This window comes from Cobetia sp. 10Alg 146 (genome assembly GCF_029846385.1).
In the GTDB taxonomy this organism is placed as follows: Bacteria; Pseudomonadota; Gammaproteobacteria; order Pseudomonadales; family Halomonadaceae; genus Cobetia; species Cobetia marina.
The window spans coordinates 75,969-95,222 of sequence record NZ_JARWKT010000005.1 but is presented as its reverse complement, the minus strand read 5'-3'; the positions used below and the strand labels follow the sequence as shown (position 1 = coordinate 95,222).

17 protein-coding genes are annotated in these 19,254 nt (G+C 64.5%); 11 read left to right on the top strand and 6 right to left on the bottom strand.

Going from position 1 to position 19,254, the window contains the following annotated elements:
- The first annotated feature begins 176 nt into the window (after positions 1 to 176).
- Complete coding sequence (locus QD172_RS10450; RefSeq protein ID WP_279855723.1) at positions 177 to 1,277, top strand: TRAP transporter substrate-binding protein; 1,101 nt, start codon at positions 177 to 179, stop codon at positions 1,275 to 1,277.
- A gap of 139 nt (positions 1,278 to 1,416) precedes the next feature.
- Here the strand turns inward: QD172_RS10450 and QD172_RS10445 are convergent, their stop codons facing one another.
- On the bottom strand, positions 1,417 to 1,842 hold the full coding sequence (locus QD172_RS10445) for an acyl-CoA thioesterase (RefSeq protein WP_077379833.1): 426 nt from the start codon (positions 1,840 to 1,842) through the stop codon (positions 1,417 to 1,419).
- 367 nt (positions 1,843 to 2,209) lie between these two features.
- On the opposite strand from QD172_RS10445, the gene QD172_RS10440 reads away from it, so the two are divergent.
- The 6 genes from QD172_RS10440 to cysZ all read left to right on the top strand — a co-directional run bounded on the left by QD172_RS10440 (position 2,210) and on the right by cysZ (position 9,913).
- Complete coding sequence (locus QD172_RS10440) at positions 2,210 to 3,208, top strand: phosphate ABC transporter substrate-binding protein (RefSeq protein WP_077379835.1); 999 nt, start codon at positions 2,210 to 2,212, stop codon at positions 3,206 to 3,208.
- Between the two features lie 139 nt (positions 3,209 to 3,347).
- A complete protein-coding gene (locus QD172_RS10435) occupies positions 3,348 to 5,378 on the top strand; it encodes an ABC transporter permease subunit (RefSeq protein WP_279855722.1) in 2,031 nt (676 codons plus the stop codon).
- Complete coding sequence (gene pstA / locus QD172_RS10430; RefSeq protein WP_084207710.1) at positions 5,375 to 7,174, top strand: phosphate ABC transporter permease PstA; 1,800 nt, start codon at positions 5,375 to 5,377, stop codon at positions 7,172 to 7,174. The genes QD172_RS10435 and pstA overlap by 4 nt, the downstream gene beginning before the upstream one ends.
- Positions 7,171 to 8,016 carry a phosphate ABC transporter ATP-binding protein PstB gene (pstB, locus tag QD172_RS10425; protein ID WP_077379842.1) on the top strand — a complete coding sequence of 282 codons (846 nt, stop codon included), beginning with the start codon at positions 7,171 to 7,173 and terminating at the stop codon, positions 8,014 to 8,016. The genes pstA and pstB overlap by 4 nt, the downstream gene beginning before the upstream one ends.
- Before the next feature lie 256 nt (positions 8,017 to 8,272).
- Complete coding sequence (gene phoU, locus QD172_RS10420; protein ID WP_077379844.1) at positions 8,273 to 8,998, top strand: phosphate signaling complex protein PhoU; 726 nt, start codon at positions 8,273 to 8,275, stop codon at positions 8,996 to 8,998.
- Between the two features lie 186 nt (positions 8,999 to 9,184).
- Positions 9,185 to 9,913: a sulfate transporter CysZ gene (cysZ, locus tag QD172_RS10415; protein WP_084207711.1), complete on the top strand. Its 729-nt coding sequence runs from the start codon at positions 9,185 to 9,187 to the stop codon at positions 9,911 to 9,913.
- A 105-nt stretch (positions 9,914 to 10,018) separates the two neighbouring features.
- Here cysZ and phoR read toward each other — a convergent pair whose 3' ends face one another.
- The 4 genes from phoR to QD172_RS10395 all read right to left on the bottom strand — a co-directional run bounded on the left by phoR (position 10,019) and on the right by QD172_RS10395 (position 13,870).
- Positions 10,019 to 11,314, bottom strand: a complete 1,296-nt coding sequence (gene phoR, locus QD172_RS10410; protein ID WP_279855721.1) for a phosphate regulon sensor histidine kinase PhoR — start codon at positions 11,312 to 11,314, stop codon at positions 10,019 to 10,021.
- A gap of 7 nt (positions 11,315 to 11,321) precedes the next feature.
- Positions 11,322 to 12,011 (bottom strand): phosphate regulon transcriptional regulator PhoB, encoded by a 690-nt coding sequence (gene phoB, locus QD172_RS10405; RefSeq protein WP_077379851.1) that lies wholly within the window; start codon positions 12,009 to 12,011, stop codon positions 11,322 to 11,324.
- 227 nt (positions 12,012 to 12,238) lie between these two features.
- Positions 12,239 to 13,120: a 4-hydroxybenzoate octaprenyltransferase gene (gene ubiA, locus QD172_RS10400; RefSeq protein ID WP_176493844.1), complete on the bottom strand. Its 882-nt coding sequence runs from the start codon at positions 13,118 to 13,120 to the stop codon at positions 12,239 to 12,241.
- 30 nt (positions 13,121 to 13,150) lie between these two features.
- On the bottom strand, positions 13,151 to 13,870 hold the full coding sequence (locus QD172_RS10395; RefSeq protein ID WP_271302765.1) for a chorismate lyase: 720 nt from the start codon (positions 13,868 to 13,870) through the stop codon (positions 13,151 to 13,153).
- A 79-nt stretch (positions 13,871 to 13,949) separates the two neighbouring features.
- Here QD172_RS10395 and QD172_RS10390 point away from each other — a divergent pair, with 79 nt between their 5' ends.
- From QD172_RS10390 to QD172_RS10380, 3 genes are all read left to right on the top strand, one after another.
- Positions 13,950 to 15,134, top strand: coding sequence for an FAD-dependent oxidoreductase (locus QD172_RS10390; RefSeq protein ID WP_279855719.1), 1,185 nt, complete (start codon positions 13,950 to 13,952; stop codon positions 15,132 to 15,134).
- A 274-nt stretch (positions 15,135 to 15,408) separates the two neighbouring features.
- Positions 15,409 to 15,684 (top strand): HU family DNA-binding protein, encoded by a 276-nt coding sequence (locus QD172_RS10385; RefSeq protein ID WP_024952843.1) that lies wholly within the window; start codon positions 15,409 to 15,411, stop codon positions 15,682 to 15,684.
- A 178-nt stretch (positions 15,685 to 15,862) separates the two neighbouring features.
- Positions 15,863 to 16,219 (top strand): hypothetical protein, encoded by a 357-nt coding sequence (locus QD172_RS10380; RefSeq protein ID WP_077379860.1) that lies wholly within the window; start codon positions 15,863 to 15,865, stop codon positions 16,217 to 16,219.
- A gap of 83 nt (positions 16,220 to 16,302) precedes the next feature.
- On the opposite strand, the gene QD172_RS10375 is transcribed toward QD172_RS10380, so the two are convergent.
- A complete protein-coding gene (locus tag QD172_RS10375; RefSeq protein WP_077379862.1) occupies positions 16,303 to 16,719 on the bottom strand; it encodes a DUF2780 domain-containing protein in 417 nt (138 codons plus the stop codon).
- A 202-nt stretch (positions 16,720 to 16,921) separates the two neighbouring features.
- Between QD172_RS10375 and yccS the strand changes: the two genes are divergently transcribed.
- On the top strand, positions 16,922 to 19,174 hold the full coding sequence (gene yccS, locus QD172_RS10370) for a YccS family putative transporter (protein ID WP_136939522.1): 2,253 nt from the start codon (positions 16,922 to 16,924) through the stop codon (positions 19,172 to 19,174).
- The last annotated feature ends 80 nt before the right edge of the window (positions 19,175 to 19,254 follow it).

Sequence of the window (19,254 nt, the reverse complement as noted above, 5' to 3'; positions counted from 1 at the left end):
CGCTGACGCGAGGCGCTGGCGGCCAAGTACCGGCAAGAGACGTCGCGCGGAGAAGGGCGCGGCACTACGGCCTTGGTGCAGTTGTGGGCCATCCATGGGTCACGGCATAGTGACAGACAGTCTGCTGTCTTGATGCCGCGTCATGCATTGCCCACAACTCGAACAAGGAACGCCCCATGCAACGCCGCCGTTTTCTCTCTGCTCTGGGGGCCGGTGCTGCCGGTCTCGCCGCTGCACCTTTCGTTTCCACGGCCAATGCCGCCGAGGAGGAAACCATCCACTGGAAGATGGTGACCTCCTGGCCGAAGAACTTCCCGGCGCTGGGCACCGGTGCCAATGAGTTCGCCAGTCTGATCGAGAAGCTTTCCGGTGGTCGTCTTCAGGTCAAGGTCTATGGGGCCGGTGAGATGGTGCCGGCGCTGGAAGTCTTCGACGCCGTGTCTTCCGGGACTGCCCAGATGGGCCACTCGGCGTCCTATTACTGGAAGGGCAAGGTACCTGCCGCCCAGTTCTTCACCGCCGTGCCCTTCGGCATGAATACCACCGAGACCAACGCCTGGCTGTATCACGGCGATGGCATGAAGCTGTGGGACGAGATCTACGCGCGTCACAACCTCAAGCCGCTGGCGGTGGGCAATACCGGCACCCAGATGGCCGGCTGGTTCAACAAGGAAGTGAACAGTCTCTCGGACATGAAAGGCCTGAAGATCCGCCTGCCGGGGCTCGCGGGTGAAGTGATGAACCGTATCGGTGCCAGTGCGGTGAATCTGCCGGGCAGCGAGATCTTCACTGCGATGGAGACCGGTGTGATCGACGCCACCGACTGGGTCGGTCCCTACAATGATCTGGCCTTCGGTCTGCATCAGGTGGCCAAGTATTACTACTCCCCGGCCTGGAACGAGCCCTCCGCCATTCTCGAAGGCACCGTCAATCTCGAGGCCTGGCAGGCGTTGCCGGAAGACCTCCAGCAGGTGGTGATCCAGGCAGCCAGGATTGCCAATCATGCGATGGTGGATGAATTCGCGCTGCGCAATGCCACCGCCCTGACCTCGCTGGTCGAGGAACATGGCGTTGAGCTGCGCGAATTTCCGCAGGATGTCTACGCGGCGCTGTTCAAGGCGTCCAACGAGGTGCTGGACGAGTTCATCGCCAAGGATGAGGACGCCAGGCGTGTCTACGAGTCCTACCGTGCCTTCCAGCAGCAGGTCGCCCCCTGGACGCGCATCGGTGAACAGGGCTTCCTTGATGCGCGTGCCCGGGTGCTGGGCGAGAGCTGAAGTGACCGCCCGCCGCCGTGTGTGGGGGCATCGCGACTCGCTCGTCAGGCGGTGTCAGGCAGTGTCAGGCGGGCTCTGGTGGGAAATGAAGAAGCCGCCCCTCGGGGCGGCTTCTTCATGAATGGCGGTGTCCATCACGTCAGACACTTTCCTCGTCGTTGCCCTGTTCCGGCACCGCGCGGATTCGGCCATTGTCGTCCAGGGCCACCATCACGTAGTTGGCCTCGGTCACCTTGGTCAGCGCACGATGGTTGCGCTCCTGAGGCGGCCGAATCCAGACCTCGACCGTGAGCCGTACCGAGCTGCGTCCGACTTCCGTGACGTGCGTGAAGATATTGACCACCGAGCCGACGCGCACCGGTGAGAGAAAGTCGAGGCCCTCCACGGCGACGGTGGCAGTCCGTCCGTTGGCCACACGGCCGGCGGCCAGCTCGCAGGCCTCATCCATGCGATGCATCAACCAGCCACCGCTGATATCGCCATAAAGATTGGTATCGTGACGCTGAGCGATCAGCTTGAGCGTCAGCGTGCCGTTCGGCACCGGGGCATCATCCAGGGCTTGCATGTCGTCACTCGCTGTCTTGTTGTTATGTCTTCAGGGTGCACTGGCGTCGATGGTTTGCCTAGTGGCGATGGAAGGAGAGCCCGAGCGGGCAGTGGCTCACGAAAGGCATCTCATGTCCGGTATCCTACTCTGCCAGTGGAAGGGATGTCCTCTCTCGCCAGGCGTTGCAGCGGGAATTTTCTTGCATTGCAGCATGATGGTCTCGTGCCTCAACGTTGCAATGAAGGATACTCGGCGCAGCAATGCCGCTGGTGAGACAGCCTCACGCAGGGAAGTGGTATTGAAGGAGTGGCAGGGGTTGAAGGAACAACGCGATAGTCATCACCGCCAATGAGCGCATCATTCATCTTTCAGGCCTGAAATCGTCATGTTCTTCATCGCATCCTTGCGTCGTCCCCGTTGGCTCTCGAGTCGCCTTGCGTTGCTGGCCTGCCTGCTGATGCCGGTCGTGCCCGCGTTTGCCGAGGTACCTGAATATCGCCCCGTGCCGGGGGTCGTCGGCAACCTGACGGCCGTGGGCTCCGATACCCTCTCGGTGCTGGTGACGCGGTGGGCGGCTCAGCTGCGTCGCTACCATCCAGGGGTGCGGGTCCAGTTGCAGGCAGCGGGGTCCTCGACGGCGCCGCCTGCCTTGATTGCCGGCACCACACGGGTGGGGCTGATGTCGCGGCCGATGAGCGATCAGGAGCGCCAGGACTTCATCCGGGCATTCGGGTATCCGCCATTGGAAGTCCCCGTGGCGCTGGATGCCATGGGCATCCTCGTACATCGCCGCAATCCGCTGGAGACGATCAGCATCGCGCAGCTCGATGCCATCTTCTCGGCCAGTCATGAGTGTGGCAGTCAGCGGGCCGATCGGTGGGGGCAACTGGGGCTGTCGGGAGACTGGGCTGAGCGTCAGATCAGCCGCTTCGGGCGCAGTGCCACCTCCGGGACCTACGGTGCCTTCCGGCGTGTCGCCCTGTGTGGCGGCGACTTCCGGCTGGACGTGAGCGAGCAACCGGGGTCGGCGTCGATCATCGGCGCCGTGGGCTCCTCGCCGGGCGGGATCGGCTACGCCAGCTTCAGCACCTCATCTCCCATGGTCAAACAGCTGTCGGTGAGTCGTGACGCCGGCAGCATGGCGATATTTCCGAGTCGGGCCAGTATCCGCGACGGGCGTTACCCGCTGACACGCGCCCTGTACATCTACGTCAATCGCGTGCCAGACAAGCCGCTGCCGTCATTGGAGCAGGCGTTCCTGTCGTTGATCATGTCGCGTCAGGGACAACAGGCCATCCTGCGGGAAGGCTATGTACCGTTGCCGGACGATCAGCTGAACCAGTGGCGTGAACGTCTGGGGCTGGATGAGGGCGAGGGTCTCTGAGTACGCTTGTCATCTCGCTGTCATCTCATGGACATAATCTTGAGGCAGACCCCATCTTTCGCTCGCGGGAGTGATCCCTCCCCGCGCGCTTCTTCTCTTGTGGTGAATATTCATGCCGGCTGCTGCTGAAGCCTCACGAATGCAATCTCGCCGTCTGCGTCGCGATCGCCTGGCAAGCCTGTGGCTGACGGTTGCCGGTCTTGGCGTGATGGCTCTGGTGGTGGTGATGCTCGGCTATCTGATCAGCGTGTCATGGCCGCTGCTCAAACCGCCCGGCACGACGCCGAGCAGCTCGCAGGTACTGGAATCTCGAGCATTGGACACTCGCGCCGCGGACATGGACGAGTGGCGGATCGAGTGGCTGGCCGGCAACCGGTTGCAGCTGATCCAGCGCACCGATGACGGTCTGCGTCGATCGAGTTCCCTCCAGGTACCCGAGGGACTGGATCATCGGCAGGCTCACCTCACGCAGAGCCGACAGCAGCTATGGCTGCGCATGCCCGATCGACAAGGTGATCGTCTGTGGCTGGCAAGACTGGCCTCGACCACGCCGCAAGGCAGCTGGCAGCAGCAATGGCTGCCCGGCCCGGCCAGCCTTTCGGCCCTGGAGGGGCAGTTGCTGGTCACGGCAGGGCCGCATGCCTTCACTCAATGGCAGTTGAACGATGCGTCCGCCGGCCAGGTACCTCTGGCCCGCAAGCTGGGCCGGCAGGAGCATGCTGCCCAGCCGATCACCGCCCTGAGTGTCCTGCGCGGCGGCAAGAGCCTGATCCTGGGGGATGCCGGCGGTGGACTGAGTCATTACCTGCTGCCCGCGCATGCCAGCCCGCTGATCAAGGCGGGAGACTTCGACAGTGGCCTGTCGGCCCCGGTGAGAACCATCGCCGCGGCACATCATGGGTTGGGCTTCGCGGCACTCGACGCGGATGGCCGACTCGGGCTGTATCTCGCCACGGCCGAGCGTCGTCGGCAGCTGGTGGACTGGCTGTCGCCCGCACAGGTGGCGGCAGGAGTCGAGTTGAGCTTCCAGCAGGCGGATCATCGTCTGCTGGCACGGCCAACGTCCGTGGCAGGTGGTCTGGGGGCTCTTGAACAGGCCTATGCGGGTCTCGAGATCCGTGATCCGCATCAGGTCGTGGGGCTTGGCGCGATCTTCGGCAAGGTCTGGTATGAGGGGCGTGACGCACCGGCCTGGATCTGGCAGCTGGAGAGCACCGGTGCCCATGAACCCCGCCTGTCGCTGGTACCCATCATGTGGGGGACGCTCAAGGTCGCGCTGGTCGGCCTGCTGTTTGCCGTGCCGTTGGGACTGGGCTGTGCCATCCATGTGGCCTGTTTCATGGCCCCGCGCCAGCGGGCGCGCATCAAGCCGATGCTGGAGATGATGGAGGCCTTGCCCACGGTGGTGATCGGCTTCATCGCGGCGCTGGTGGTCGCGCCCTTCGTCGAGCGTGAATTGATGGCCGTGCTGCTGGGGCTGGTACTGATTCCGCTGGGCACCATGGTGGCCGGTTTCGTGTGGACCCTGTCGCCGCGCGCACTGCGCAGTCTGATGCCGGAAAACATGGCCGCCTTCGGGCTGTTGCCGCTGTTGATGCTGCTGCTGTGGCTGGATGTGACGCTGGCTCATCAACTGGAAGCCTGGTGGTTCGAGGGCGACATCCGTCAATGGCTGTTTGCCCATCACGGCATCGATTACGCCCAGCGCAATACCCTGGTGACCGGCATGGCGCTGGGGCTGGCGGTGATGCCGACACTCTTCACGCTCAGTGAGGATGCGCTGTCCTCAGTCCCTCGCGGACTGGCGGCGGGGTCCGCGGCACTGGGGGCGACGCCCTGGCAGAGTCTGCGCCGCGTGATCCTGCCGGCTGCCGCCGTCGGGCTGTTCTCCGCGATGATGATCGGCATGGGGCGCGCCGTGGGCGAGACGATGATCGTGTTGATGGTCGCCGGCAACACGCCGCTGGTGGATGCCAGCCTGTTCGAGGGAGTGCGCTCACTGGCGGCGACCCTGGCGATCGAGTTGCCGGAAGCCGAGGTCGGCAGCAGCCATTACCGCCTGCTGTTCCTTGCCGCGCTGGCCTTGTTCCTCTTCACCTTCGTGGTCAATACGCTGGCGGAAGTGCTGCGGCTGCGCTTCATGCCGCCGCAACGTGGAGGCTGGGGATGAGTCGTCCTGATGCGGTACCGCCGTCCTCGTTGCTCAGACCTCGTGAGCCTGTGACGGCGCGTCTGGCACGTTACTGGCGTGATGGTGGCCCCTGGGGCTGGCTGAATGCCATGGCGGTCAGTGTCTCGCTGGTACTGGTGCTGGGGCTGATCAGCCTGCTGGTGGTGGGCTCGCTCAGTCACTTCTGGCCCTCACGGCTGGTCGAGGTCGAACTCACCACCCAGCCGGGGCAGAGCGTCACGGCGCTCAAGACCACCCGTGGCGAGCCAGCGGCGGACAACCGTCACCTGCTGGGCGAATTGATGCATGAGGAGCTGCGTCCCTCGGCAGCGGACACCGGTGATCAGCAACGTGAGCGACAGTCGCAGCGCTGGTGGCTGCTGCAGACCTCCTCTCAGGATGGGGCCTCGGCGAGCTGGCAGTGGCTGCCGGATACCCTGATGGAGAATATCCGCTTTCCTCGCCAGGCACTGATGCTGGAAATGCGCGACGGGCGAGTGCTGTATGGCATGGCCAGAGCGCTGAGTGATCCGCTCACCGGTGAGCTGGATCATTCTCCGCAGCTCTCTTCCGACAGTGCGGTCCCGGGGGCACCGACTCCTTCACTGCACCAGAATGCCGAGGCACTGCATGCGCGGTTGGCGGCGCTTGAGGGGCAGCGCCGTCAGCTGGCGGCACTGCGCGCTGACAGCGAGGCCTTGAGTGCGCGCCTGCTGGCCTTGCAGCAGCAACTGTCCGCTCGACAAGGGCCTGTCACGACGCAGGACGAGGCGGATGCCTCCTTGATCGCGGAGCTCGAGACGACACGCGAGGCACTGATCACCCGTGAGGGGCAACTGCTGGCCCTCCGGGGAGCCCTGGACGCCGGCCAGCTGCTGCTCGGGGGCAATGGCGGTCATGAGGGGCGCATCGCGCTGAATGACATCCGCCATGTCTGGCAGCCGAATGCCATGGGCTTTGGCGGACGACTGTTGCTGACGCTGGAGCGCTTTCGCGACTTCGTCTCCGGCTCGCCCAATGAAGGCAGTGGCGGCATCTGGCCCGCCATCTTCGGTACCGTGCTGATGGTGGTGCTGATGGCGATTCTGGTGATGCCCTTCGGCGTGATGGCGGCCCTCTATCTACACGAGGTCGCGCATCAGGGGCGTCTCACGCGACTGACCCGCATCGCGCTGCGCAATCTCGCCGGCGTGCCTTCCATCGTCTATGGGGTCTTCGGGCTGGGGTTCTTCGTCTACGGGCTGGGGGCCGGCCTGGATGAACTGTTCTTTTCCGAGCGTCTGCCGACCCCCACCTTCGGCACCGGTGGATTGCTGTGGGCATCGCTGACGCTGGCGCTGCTGACGCTGCCGGTGGTGATCGTGGCCACGGAGGAGGGGCTGGCGCGGGTGCCGCATCGCCTGCGCGAAGGCGCGCTGGCGCTGGGTGCCACGCGCTTCGAGACCCTCAGGCGCGTGGTGATTCCCGCGGCATCTCCGGCCTTGATGACCGGGCTGATTCTGGCGGTGGCGCGTGCGGCAGGCGAGGTCGCGCCCTTGATGCTGGTCGGCGTGGTCAAGTTGGCACCGGACCTGCCGCTGGATGACAGCTTCCCGTGGCTGCATCTGGATCGCAAGTTCATGCACCTCGGCCATCAGGTCTATGATCTGGCCTTCCAGAGCAGCGATGCCTTCAGCAGTCGCCCGCTGGTCTACGCGACCGCGCTGGTGCTGGTGGTCGTGATCCTGTGCCTCAATCTGAGTGCCATTCGCCTGCGTCACATGCTGGCACAACGTTACAAAGGAGCCACCGAATGAAGCGTGACTCTGCACGTGAGAGCGTCCAGTCGAGCTCGCAGCATCCCGAGGTCGTCAATCCGCAGGACACGTGCCTGGAAACCCGCCACCTGTGTCTCGATTATCAGGCGCAGGTGGGCAAGGAGCGTCACCGACGGCGTGCGCTTGACGACATCAGCCTGCGCATCGCGCGCAAGCGCGTGACGGCTTTCATCGGCCCCTCGGGATGTGGCAAGTCGAGCCTGCTGCGCACCTTCAATCGCATGACCGATCTCGATGAGCAGTCACGCCTGAGCGGCAAGGTCTGGCTGGAAGGCGAGGACATCCATGCCCGGGGCGTGGATGTCCCCATGCTGCGCCGGCGCGTCGGCATGGTGTTCCAGACGCCCAACCCCTTTCCGATGTCGGTCTACGAGAACGTGGCCTTCGGGCTGCGGCTGGTCGGCGAGAATGACAAGCGCCATCTGGATGACAAGGTCGAATCCTGTCTGCGGGCCGCGGCGCTGTGGGAGGAAGTGAAGGACCGGCTGTTCGACAGCGCGCTGGGGCTTTCCGGTGGCCAGCAGCAGCGCCTGGTGATCGCGCGCACGCTGGCGGTGGAGCCGGAAGTCCTGCTGCTGGATGAGCCAGCCTCGGCGCTGGATCCGATCTCGACGCTCAAGATCGAGGAGCTGATCCGCTCGCTGCGCTCACGCCTGACGTTGGTCATCGTCACCCACAACATGCAGCAGGCAGCACGTGTCTCGGATGCCACGGCCTTTCTGCATGAAGGGCAGCTGGTGGAATATGCCCCGACCGATCAGCTGTTCACCAACCCGCGTCGTCGCCAGACCGAGGACTACATCACCGGCCGTTTCGGGTGAGATCACCGAAGCGGCACTGCAGGTGGCTGACACGTGTCTCGCGCGGGACGTTGGCGGATGGGCCATCGCGTCGTGGATATTTCAGCGCGGCGCGAGATTCGATTGGCGTCCCGGCGCTCGAGTGAAATATAACTGCAATCAAGAGGCGTCATGCTAGGAGGGAGCCGCCTGCGCCAGACCCTGCTGCAGCGCTTCTACATCAATGCCACATGTCAGAGACCGCCTGCCTCGGCGGATGACTTCCCGGGAGAGGGTAATGGATATCACCAGCGATTCGCACGGCAAGCACATATCCCAGCAGTTCAATCACGAGCTGGATGCGCTGAAGACACACCTGCTGGCCATGGGCGGTCTGGTGGAGAAGCAGCTGCAGGATGCCGTCACGGCCCTGCTGGAGGGTGACAGCGAGACGGCGACACGCGTGCGTGACAATGACAAGGCCGTCAACGACATGCAGCTGAAGATCGACGACGAGTGCACCCGCGTGCTGGCGCGCCGTCAGCCGGCGGCCTCTGACCTGCGTCTGGTGCTGGCCGTGATTCGCGCCACCTCCGATCTGGAGCGCATCGGTGACGAGTCCAGCAAGATCGCGCGCAATGCCATCTCGCTGGTCGAGAACGGCCAGAGCCCGCGTGGCATGGTCGAGGTTCGTCACCTCAGTCAGCATGTGCGCAGCATGGTGCGTGACTCGCTGACCGCCTTCGCCCGCTTCGACACGGATCTGGCGCTCAAGGTCCTGCGTGAGGACGCCTCGGTGGACCTGGAATACCAGAGCGCGATGCGTTCGCTGATGACCTTCATGATGGAAGACGCGCGCCAGATCACCCCGGTGCTCAACGTGATGTGGATTCTGCGTGCGCTGGAGCGTATCGGGGATCACGCCGACAACCTCGCCGAGTACGTCATCTTCCTGGTCAAGGGCGTGGACGTGCGTCACACCGACACCCATGACCTCCAGCCGCAGGATCTCGACAAGCCCTGACGTGCAGTCCCCTTCCCCGGGGCCTGACGCCTGTCTGCCGATGACGCCCCGCCTCTGTCCCGCCGACGGAGCGCGGGGCGTCTGCCATTCGATGCGCCGACAGCTGCGTGGGACGGGTGGTAGTGCTAGGGTGTGGCTCCGGCCGCCCGAGGGCAGCCGCCTTTCACGAAATGACGAGGACGTCGCATGATTGATGCCGTATCGGCGCTGGTCCGCGGGACCCGCATGGTCTATACCCCCGGGCTACGCCGTTTCGTGTTCGTACCACTGGCGATCAACCTGGTGCTCTACAGTGCCACGCTGTGGCTGTTGTTCAGCCAGTTCGAGGGCTGGATCGATTACTGGATGCTCAAGGTACCCAGCTGGCTGGAATGGCTGAGCTGGTTGATCTGGCCGGTGCTGGTGCTGAGTCTGTTGCTGGCGGTGTTCTTCACCTTCAGCCTGGTGACCAATCTGATCGCGGCGCCGTTCTACGGCATTCTGGCCGAGAAGGTCGAGCATCGTCTGGATGGCACCCTGATCGAGGATGAGCGTGGCCTGGTGAAGATCGGGATCGACTCGCTGGGGCGCGAGATGGCCAAACTGGGTTACTTCATTCCCCGCATGATCGCGCTGTTCATTCTCGGCTTCATTCCGGGCCTGAATCTGCTCTCACCGCTGCTGTGGGGGCTGTTCTCGGCCTGGAGCATGGCGATCCAGTATCTGGACTATCCGATGGACAACCATCAGGTCAGCTTCGGTGACATGAAGCAGCGTCTCAAGGCGCGCTGGTGGCCGTCACTGACCTTCGGTGGTGCCGTGTTCGTGCTGACGCTGGTGCCCTTGGCCAACCTGCTGTTCATTCCCGGGGCCGTGGCGGGTGCCGTCCTGATGTGGCAGAGCCACTACCGACAGCTGCCTGCCCCGCGCCGCTGAGCCAGGCTTTATCGCGAGCGTTGACGAACGCAGATACCACGACGCCCCGCCGTGACCTCATGCAGAGGGCGCGGCGGGGCGTTCGTGTCAGTGGGGCTGCAACCGTCAGGCAGTCGTCGCGCAGCGGCGTTCCACCGGGAAATGACAACGGAAGCGTGCGCCCTCGCCGGGCAGGCTGTCGATCTCCAGGCGGCCCTGATGGCGGATCAGCACATGCTTGACGATGGCCAGCCCCAGCCCGGTGCCACCAGTGGCGGTGCTGCGTCCCTTGTCGATGCGATAGAAGCGCTCCGTCAGGCGCGGTAGATGCACGGGATCAATGCCGTCACCGTCATCCTCCACCTCGACCATCACGCCCTCGCTGGTGCTCTGGCAGCGCAGCGTGATGTGGCAGTCTTCCGGCGTGTAACGCACCGCATTGAAAACCAGATTCGAGATCGCGCTTCTCAGCTCCTGCTCCTCACCCATCAGGGCCAGTCCGGGCTCGACCTCCACCGTGATGACATGCCGCTCCTTCGAGAGGCCTTCGGCATCTTCCCGGATACGCGTCAGCAGCTGCGCCATGTCGATGCGACGTCCTTCGCCCGACAGCTCGTCGGTCTCCAGGCGCGACAGGGTCAGCAGATCCTCGACGAGGTGCTGCATGCGGTCGGTCTGACTCTGCATCTGTCCCAGGCCACGCTGCCAGCGCGGGGGCAGGTCATCGGCATAGTCGGAATAGGTCTCGAGGTAGCCGGCCAGTACCGTCAGCGGCGTGCGCAGCTCATGGGAGACATTGGCCACGAAATCGCGGCGCATTTCCTCGAGACGGTAGAGACGGGTGACATCGCGCACCATCACCAGGCGCTCGTTGTCACCGAACAGGGTGATGGAGATCTGCAGGGTCAGGTTGTCGGAGAGCGGCGATTGCAGGGTCAGCGGCTCACGATAGGCCAGACGATTGAAGTAATCGATGAACACGGGGTCACGCAGATAGTTGGTGACGTGCTGGCCGCGGTCGTGACTGGCCTTGAGGCCGATCAACTGCTCGGCAGCGCTGTTCCACCACTCCATGTCGCCGTGGTTGTCGAGCATCACCAGGCCATCGCGCATCGCTTCCGAGGATTCCTGGATGCGATTGAGGATGCTGCGCAGTCGCTCCTGTGCCTGACGCTGACCCTTCTGGTAGCGATACAGACGATCGAGCAGATCCCCCCAGACGCCATCGCCGGGCGGCGGCTCTTCATGGGGGTTGGTGATCAGCCAGGTGTAGAGGCTCTTGAGATGCTTGAGATGGACGAACAGGTACAGCGCCAGCCCCAGCGCCAGGCCCCAGCCCAGCAGGCCGAGCAGTCCGCCGACCAGCCCGAAGCCGCCCGCCAGATAGCCCAGCCGCCATAGCTCGTTCGTCCAGTAGCGCATCCGCGTCTCAGGCCTGGGCGCTGAAGCGATAACCGGTACCGCGGACGGTCTGGATCAAGTGCTGATGCCCCTCGCCCAGCGCCTTGCGCAGACGACGAATGTGCACGTCCACGGTGCGCTCCTCGACATAGACATTGCCGCCCCAGACCTGATCCAGCAGCTGGCTGCGGGTGTAGGCGCGCTCCTGATGGGTCATGAAGAACTGCAGCAGGCGGTATTCGGTGGGGCCGACCTCCAGGGAGTTGCCGTGTGCGGTCACGCGGTGGCTGGCGGGGTCGAGCATCAGACCCTCGACTTCCACCGACTCCTCGACGCCCTTGGGCGTGGTGCGGCGCAGCACGGCCTTGAGGCGTGCCACCAGCTCGCGTGGCGAGAAGGGCTTGGTGATGTAATCGTCCGCCCCGGCCTCGAGCCCCTGGATCTTGTTGTCTTCCTCGCCCTTGGCGGTGAGCAGGATGATCGGCAGCTCCGCGGTGGTCTCGTCACGCTTGAGGCGGCGCGCCAGTTCCAGCCCGCTGGTGCCGGGCATCATCCAGTCCAGCAACAGCAGATCGGGCTTTTCATCGACGACGATGGCGTGGGCGTCCTGGGCATTGTCGGCCTCCAGCACGCGGTAATCCGCCATTTCCAGGGCGACGGCGATCATCTCGCGTATCGAGGATTCGTCGTCGACAATCAGTACGGTCTTGGAGCTCATCGCTAGATCCCATGCAGCAGTCGGCGCACGCGCCAGAATGACAAGTCGATGACGATTACAACCTGCTTATATGACAGTGAGATGACAATCGCCAGCTTGGCAGCTTGCCGCCCGGCTTGCCAGCGAGTCCCTCAACTCTCTCAAGGCGTGAATGTCACGCCTCGCCGCACGAGGAAGGTCGCTGGCAGACCGGATGAGGACTCGGGCCCGTTGGCCGGAAAGAGGGGTCAGGCAGCTGGCCAGGTCGCCAGCGCGATGCCCGCGAAGATCAGCAGGCCGGACCAGTGGTTGTTGAGAAATGCCTGGAAGCAGGGGCCACGCTCCCGCTCGCGAATCAGGCGCTGCTGCCAGACGAAGGTCACGGCCGCCGCGGCCAGCCCCAGCCAGTAGAAGATGCCCAGCGCCAGGTGCAGGCCGATGCCGATCAACACCGCCAGCATGCCCAGCTGCAGCAGACCGATCATCAGCTTGTCGGCGCGGCCGAACAGGACGGCGGTGGACTTGATGCCGACCTTGAGATCGTCATTGCGATCGACCATCGCATAGGCGGTGTCGTAGGCCACCGTCCACATCAGGTTGGCCGCGAACAGCCACCAGCCATAGGTCGGCACCTCCTCAAGCGTCGCCGCGAAGGCCATCGGAATCGCCCAGCCGAAGGCGGCACCCAGCACCACCTGCGGCAGATGATGGAAGCGCTTCATGAACGGATAGCTGGCCGCCAGCAGCACGGCGACGATCGACAGCAGCACCGTGGTCAGGTTGGTGAAGCACACCAGCACGAAGGCGGCCGCGACCAGCACACCGAACAGGGTCAGCGCCTCGCGCTCCGTGATGCGTCCTGAGGTCAGCGGGCGATCCCGGGTGCGTTCGACATGCTTGTCCCAGTGGCGATCCGCGTAGTCGTTGATCACGCAGCCGGCGGCACGCATCAGATAGACGCCAGCCACGAAGATCAGCAGCGTATCGCGGTCCGGTAGCCCATCGGCCGCCAGCCACAGGGCCCAGAGGGTCGGCCACATCAGCAGCCAGGTGCCGATGGGGCGGTCCAGACGAGTCAGGGCGAGGTAATCGGCCAGTTTGGACGGGCGGGAAGCGGATGACGCTGACATCAGGACTCCTGATCGAACGGCAGTGGGGAATCAGAGTTCCAGAGCGTGCTGGAACCGAGGGGTGAAACCTTCCTGGACCAGTACCCGGAAGCGACCGTGCGAGAACATCGAGCGGCGCATCCACAGGCTGGCGGTGCGTGCCAGCGGCTGCGTGCTGGCAAGTCTCAGTGGCGCCCGGCTGACATCGATGGCGCTGCGGGTCAGGTCAGGCTGGCGGAACAGCCAATGGCCCAGCGAGCCTTCGCCGAGCGTCGAAAGACGGTGGCCATGGGCCAGGTCCAGCGCCGCCAGCGAGCGCGCGATCACCCAGGGCTCATCGCCATGACACAGGGCCACTTCGCGCCGCCAGACATGGCGTCGTGGCGCGATACCCAGCATCCGCGCCTCATCCCGCCGGGCAGGGCCGGTGTCCTGCAGCAGCAGGCGCACGCGCAGCCCCTGACCATCGAGCATGCGCATGGCGTGATCGAGACGCTGGGTCAGCGAGTCGCTGGAGGACAGCCATGGCCACCAGCCGGCCGGCATGACGCCTTGCAGGCTCGCGGCGGGCTGCCAGTGGCGGCGGACCGCCGAGTCCATCGCTCTCTGGTGAGCGCAGGGAGTGCTGAGTTCCGAGCGAGACATGGCCCGGATGGCGATCTTGCCGGCAAACGCTGCCGAGTGGGAGTGACAGACCACGATGAATTCCCTGTCAGGATGACAAGTGGCGAGTCTAGCACGCCCGAACCGCAAGGCCTGCAGCGTGAGCATGCCCGCGCCAGTGGCAGGCTGGTATGCTGGGGCCCGACTACCCTCTTTTCCTCTCGGATCGATCTCAGGAGATGGCGCCATGCGCGACCCTCGTACCCTTGTCATCATCGGCACCGGCATGGCCGGCATTGGCCTGGCGCGTGCCCTGCGTTCGCGTGACAAGGACAGTCGACTGATCCTGGTCAGTCAGGACAGTGGCCACGATTACGCCAAGCCTCTGCTGTCCACCGCCTTTGCCAAGGGCATGAGCGCCCGGGCATTGGCACGGCAGACCTCCGTGGCCCTGGTGGATGAACTGGACGCCGAGCTGCGCACCCATCAGCGAGTGACGAGCATCGATACCCACGCGCGACAGGTCTGGCTGGGCGAGGAATGCCTGGCCTATGACGAGCTGGTGCTGGCACTCGGTGCCGCGCCGCGGCGACCCTTCCCCATCGATGACTCGGTCGGCTCGCGCGTGATGAGCATCAATGATCTCGATGACTACGCCGCCTTCAGCGCCACGCTGACGGCAGCGCGTGAGGCGGGGGAGAGTGGCCGTGTCGTGATCGTCGGTGCCGGTCTGGTGGGGTGTGAATACGCCAATGACCTGAAAGCCGCAGGACATGAGGTCACCCTGGTCGCGGCGGAAGACACTCCGCTGGATGGCTTGCTTCCCCAGGCGCTCGGCCAGCGACTTGGCAAGGCCTTCGATGCCATCGGCGTGCGTCGGCTGCAAGGCGAGATGGTCGAGACCATCACCGCCGGCAAGGCAACGCAGGCACCTGTCAGCGTGGTGCTGCAGAGTGGTCATGCGGTGGAGGGCTCGCTGGTGCTGCTGGCCACGGGGCTCGCGCCACGCATCAAGCTGGCACAGGGCGCGGGATTGAGTGCTGGCGGGGATGGCATCCGCGTCGATCGTCACCTTGCGACCTCCCGGCCGCATGTCTGGGCGCTGGGAGACTGCGCCAGTGTCGAAGGGGTCAATGCCATGTACGTGCAGCCCCTGCAGGCCGCGGCTCGGGTGCTGGCCGCCAATCTGTGCGGCGAGGCGGTCGAGCTCGACTGGAAGGCCTGGCCCGTGCTGGTCAAGACACCGGCGCTGCCCATCGTGGCCTACCCGCCTCGGACGGCCGTGGCGCGCTGGGACATCACGGGCGAGGGAGATGATCTCGATGCACGCGCTCTCGATGCGAACGAACGCTTGATTGGATATGCGTTGACAGGCGCCTCCGTTCGCAGGAAAGTCGAGCTGGCGCGGCAGGCACCGCCGTTGCTAGGCTAGGCGATGCCATGGCCGATGGTCGCAGACCCCTTGAAGCCAGCGTAGTCAGGCACGATAGTTAAGTTTCCGTCACAGAGCGTCAGGCGAGAATCAGGGACGACGTGTTACCGGTGATGTTCACCCCGTGAAAGGGGGACCCGGTATCGCATCGCCCAAGCGCCATGCAATGCCAGCAAGTGCAGCAACATCCGTGCAAGAACAACATCCGTGCAAGAACAACAATGAATCGGCGGCTGAGCCGCCCGTGCAGAATGCCAAACCAGGAGGGCTTTTCATGCGCAAGCCAGAACTCGCTGCGGCCATCGCCGAGCGTGCGGATCTGTCCAAGGACAAGGCTAGTCAGGTGTTGAACGTGATTCTCGACGAGATCACCCACACGGTCGCCAAGGGCAACGATGTTTCATTGATTGGTTTTGGCTCCTTCACGGTGCGTCAGCGTGCAGCGCGTACCGGCAAGAACCCCCAGACAGGCAAACCCCTGACCATCCCGGCCAGCAAGACAGTGGCCTTCAAGCCGGGCAAGTCATTGAAGGATGCGGTGACCAAGTAAGTCTGGTCCATGTCGCCGCGCCCCTGCTGGCGTGGCGGCCCGCCATGCTTGCCCGATGTCAGTATCGATGCCACCGGCTCCGCCACTCGGGCCCGGTGGCATTTTGTCATGGACGGTATCGATGGCTGTTCGCGGCTGACCGCTTGACCGTGCCGCCTCTCAAGGAAGGATTGACGCCATGAAGCTCAAGTTGCTGTTGTGGGTACTGGGCCTGCTGCTCAAGCGTGCCTTCCGGCGCGACCCCGAATTTCGCGCTCAGCTCGAGACGCGTTCGCTGGATTGGGGCGTTGCCACGGAGGATCTGAGCATCGCGCGTCATTATCGGATGTCTCGGGAAGGTGTGACCTCCGGCACCGGTCTGCCGGTGGATACGGAGCTTGAGCTGCGCTTCGCGGATGCTGAGAGTGCGGTGGCCTTCCTGCTCAAGCCGTCTCCCAAGGCCTTCTTGAATGGCATGATGGAGCAGCGCGTGCGTCTGGTCGGGGATTCCGCCCAGCTCAATCGTCTGCAGTCATTGCTCAAGCGGATTCGCTGAACCGACGGCCATGCCGTAGTGACCGAAAAAAACGCCCCGCTGATCTGCTCAGCGGGGCGTTTTTCGTGAGGGCACGCAAGGTGTCACAGCAGATGCTTGAGGCCCGGGATGCCCTCGATGACCTGGTCGACCACACCATCGCCGGCTTGCTCGCGCGCATAGCTCAGCGTCTCATCGGCCACGCCACGTGCCTGATCCATGTTCAGGTCCAGTCCCATCAGCTTCTGGCCCAGCTCCAGTGCTCCCCCTCCGCTGCCTCCGGTGAATGCACTGACCGCCCCCATCAGGCCGCCCATGAGGCCACCGCCCCCGGACTCGGCGGCTTCCTCGCCAGCGCTGCCGATCAACCCTTCGGCGCCCGGAATGGCCCCCAGCAGTGATGCCGCCGGCCCATCCGGGCCCTGTTCACGCACGAACTTGAGAATGAGGCCGACCGCCTGTTCGGCAATCTCCGGTGACAGCCCGAGGGCGCCAGTGACACGTTCGATGAGTGGGTGCATCGGTATTCTCCATGAAATCCGGGGTAGGCATGAGTGGGTAGCATGAGTGGGTAGAGTGGCACGGACGGAGAGTTTGGCGCCTGAAGCGCTTGCCAACGCTTGTGTGAGCCGGAGCTATCGGACACGGCAGAACAGGGTGGTATGCTAGCGGCATAAATCTAAAGTCTAATGCGCTGCTCGCGCCCTGGTCACGGAACACTTCATGACACGCTCCCTGCAACACTCGCTCATCCACTCCCTGCGTCGACTGTGGACGCTGGATGCCTTCAGCTATTCGCTGCGCATGCTCATCGCGCTGGGCGGTGTGATGGCGGTAGGGTTCTGGCTGGACGAGATGGCGCTGGTGATCCCGCTGTTTCTCGGCGTGATTGCCTCGGGACTGGCGGAAACGGATGACCATTGGCGCGGGCGACTGCGCGCGTTGGGCATGACACTGGCCTGCTTCAGCATCGCCGCCGTCTCGGTGGAGCTGCTGTTCGGCATGCCGCTGCCCTTCGTGATCGGCCTGGCGCTGGCCACCTTCACCTTGCCGATGCTGGCGGCGATCGATGCCCGCTACGGGGCCATCGCCCGCGCCTCGCTGATTCTGGCCGTGTACACCATGATCAGTCTCGAGCAGCAGCATGGCGATGGGCAGATCGCGCTGCTGGAACGCAGCCTGCCCGAGTGGCTGCGTGAGCCGGGACTGGGCATCAATCTGGTCCAGCCGTTGCTGCTGGTGATCGGCGCGACCTGGTATGGCCTGCTGTCGGTATTGTGGTGCGCGCTGTTCTCGCGTCAGCCGCTCAAGCACAGCATGGCGACCCTCTACCGTGAACTGGGCCGCTATCTGATTCTCAAGGCTCAGCTGTTCGAGCCACTGCGCAACGTGGATCGCTCGGCGCGTCGTCTGGCGCTGGCGGAGCAGAATGGTCGCGTGGTCGTGGCGCTCAACCAGACCAAGGAGATGGTTTTCCGGCGTCTCGCCGGGCGGCGCGACACCAGCAAGCTGGATCGCTACCTGCGGCTCTACTTCATCGCCCAGGATCTTCATGAGCGGGCCAGTTCGAGCCATTACCCCTATGGCCAGCTCAGTGATGCCTTCTTCCACCACGATATCCTGTTCCGCTGTCAGCGCCTGCTGGAGCAGCAGGGCGGCGCCTGCAAGGGGCTGGGCCGGGCGCTGCTGATGCGTCAGCCCTTCGAGGCCAGTGACAGCCAGCAGGCGCTGGAAGACCTCAACGCCTCGCTCGAGTATCTCAAGCAGCAGCATCGGCCTGAATGGCGTCATCTGATGCAGGCGTTGGAGGCGCTGGCGGGCAACCTGCGGTTGATCGAAGGGCAGATCGAGCGACTCGGCGATCTGGAAGCCAGCAGCAGTGAAAGCGACAACAGCCTGCTGGATCGCTCGCCTCACGGCACGCGGGACATGCTCGAGCGCATTCGCAGCCATCTGACCCCGCGCTCGCCGATCTTCCGTCATTCACTGCGCCTGACCGCGACCCTGGTGGCCGGCTATGGCGTGCTGCTGGCGGTCCACCCGACCCAGGGCTACTGGATTCTGCTGACGGGGCTGTTCGTCTGCCGGCCCAGCTTCGGCGATACCCGGCGCACCCTGGCTCAGCGCATCGTCGGTACCTTGATCGGTCTGCTGGCCGGCTGGGCGCTGATCAGCCTGTTCCCGGCCCCCACCCTCCAGGCCGGCATCGCCGTGGTCGCGGGGGTGCTGTTCTTCGCCACGCGCGGGTCACGCTACACCCTGGCGACGGCGGCCATCACCCTGATGGTGCTGGCCTGCTTCAACCAGGTCGGTGATGGCTTCGATCTCATCTGGCCGCGACTGTTCGATACGCTGGTCGGTGGCCTGCTGGCGGGGCTTTCCGTGGTGTTGATCCTGCCGGACTGGCAGGGCCGCAAGCTCTATCGTCAGGCCGGTGTCAGCCTCAAGACCAGCGGGCGCTATCTGGGGGAGGTGCTGTCCCAGTATCGCCACGGCAAGCGCGATGACCTGGCCTATCGCCTGGCGCGGCGCAATGCCCACAATGCCGACGCCGCCTTCTCGAGCCTGCTGGCGACGGCGCGCAAGGAGCCGGGCCATTTCCGGCGTGACGTGGAGCCGGGCTTCGGCTTCCTGCTCCATGCCCATACCGCGCTGGGGTATCTGTCGGCATTGGCGGCGCATCGTGGCGAACTGGAATCCACCTCGTCCGCCAGCAGCGGCATCGAGACGCTGTTGCGCCATGGCGAGCGCCTGAGCCAGCAGCTGACGGCATTGGGTGAGCAGCTGGAGGCGGGCGGCGAGATCACCCTCACGCTGGAAAGCGATCATGAGATCGCGGCGCTGGAGGCCGAGATCGAGCAGGTCGAGTCCACCACCGGGCGCCTGGCGCTGTCACAGCTGATTCTGGTGCTGCGGCTGTTGCAGCCGCTGGAAAGTGCCGGCACCCAGCTGATCAAGGCCAGCCGCGCCAGCTGAGGGCTGGCGCGGCTGGCAAGTGGCCAGGTGAACGAGTGGCCAGGTGAACGAGTGCGTTGGGGGACAGATGGGCAGGGCGC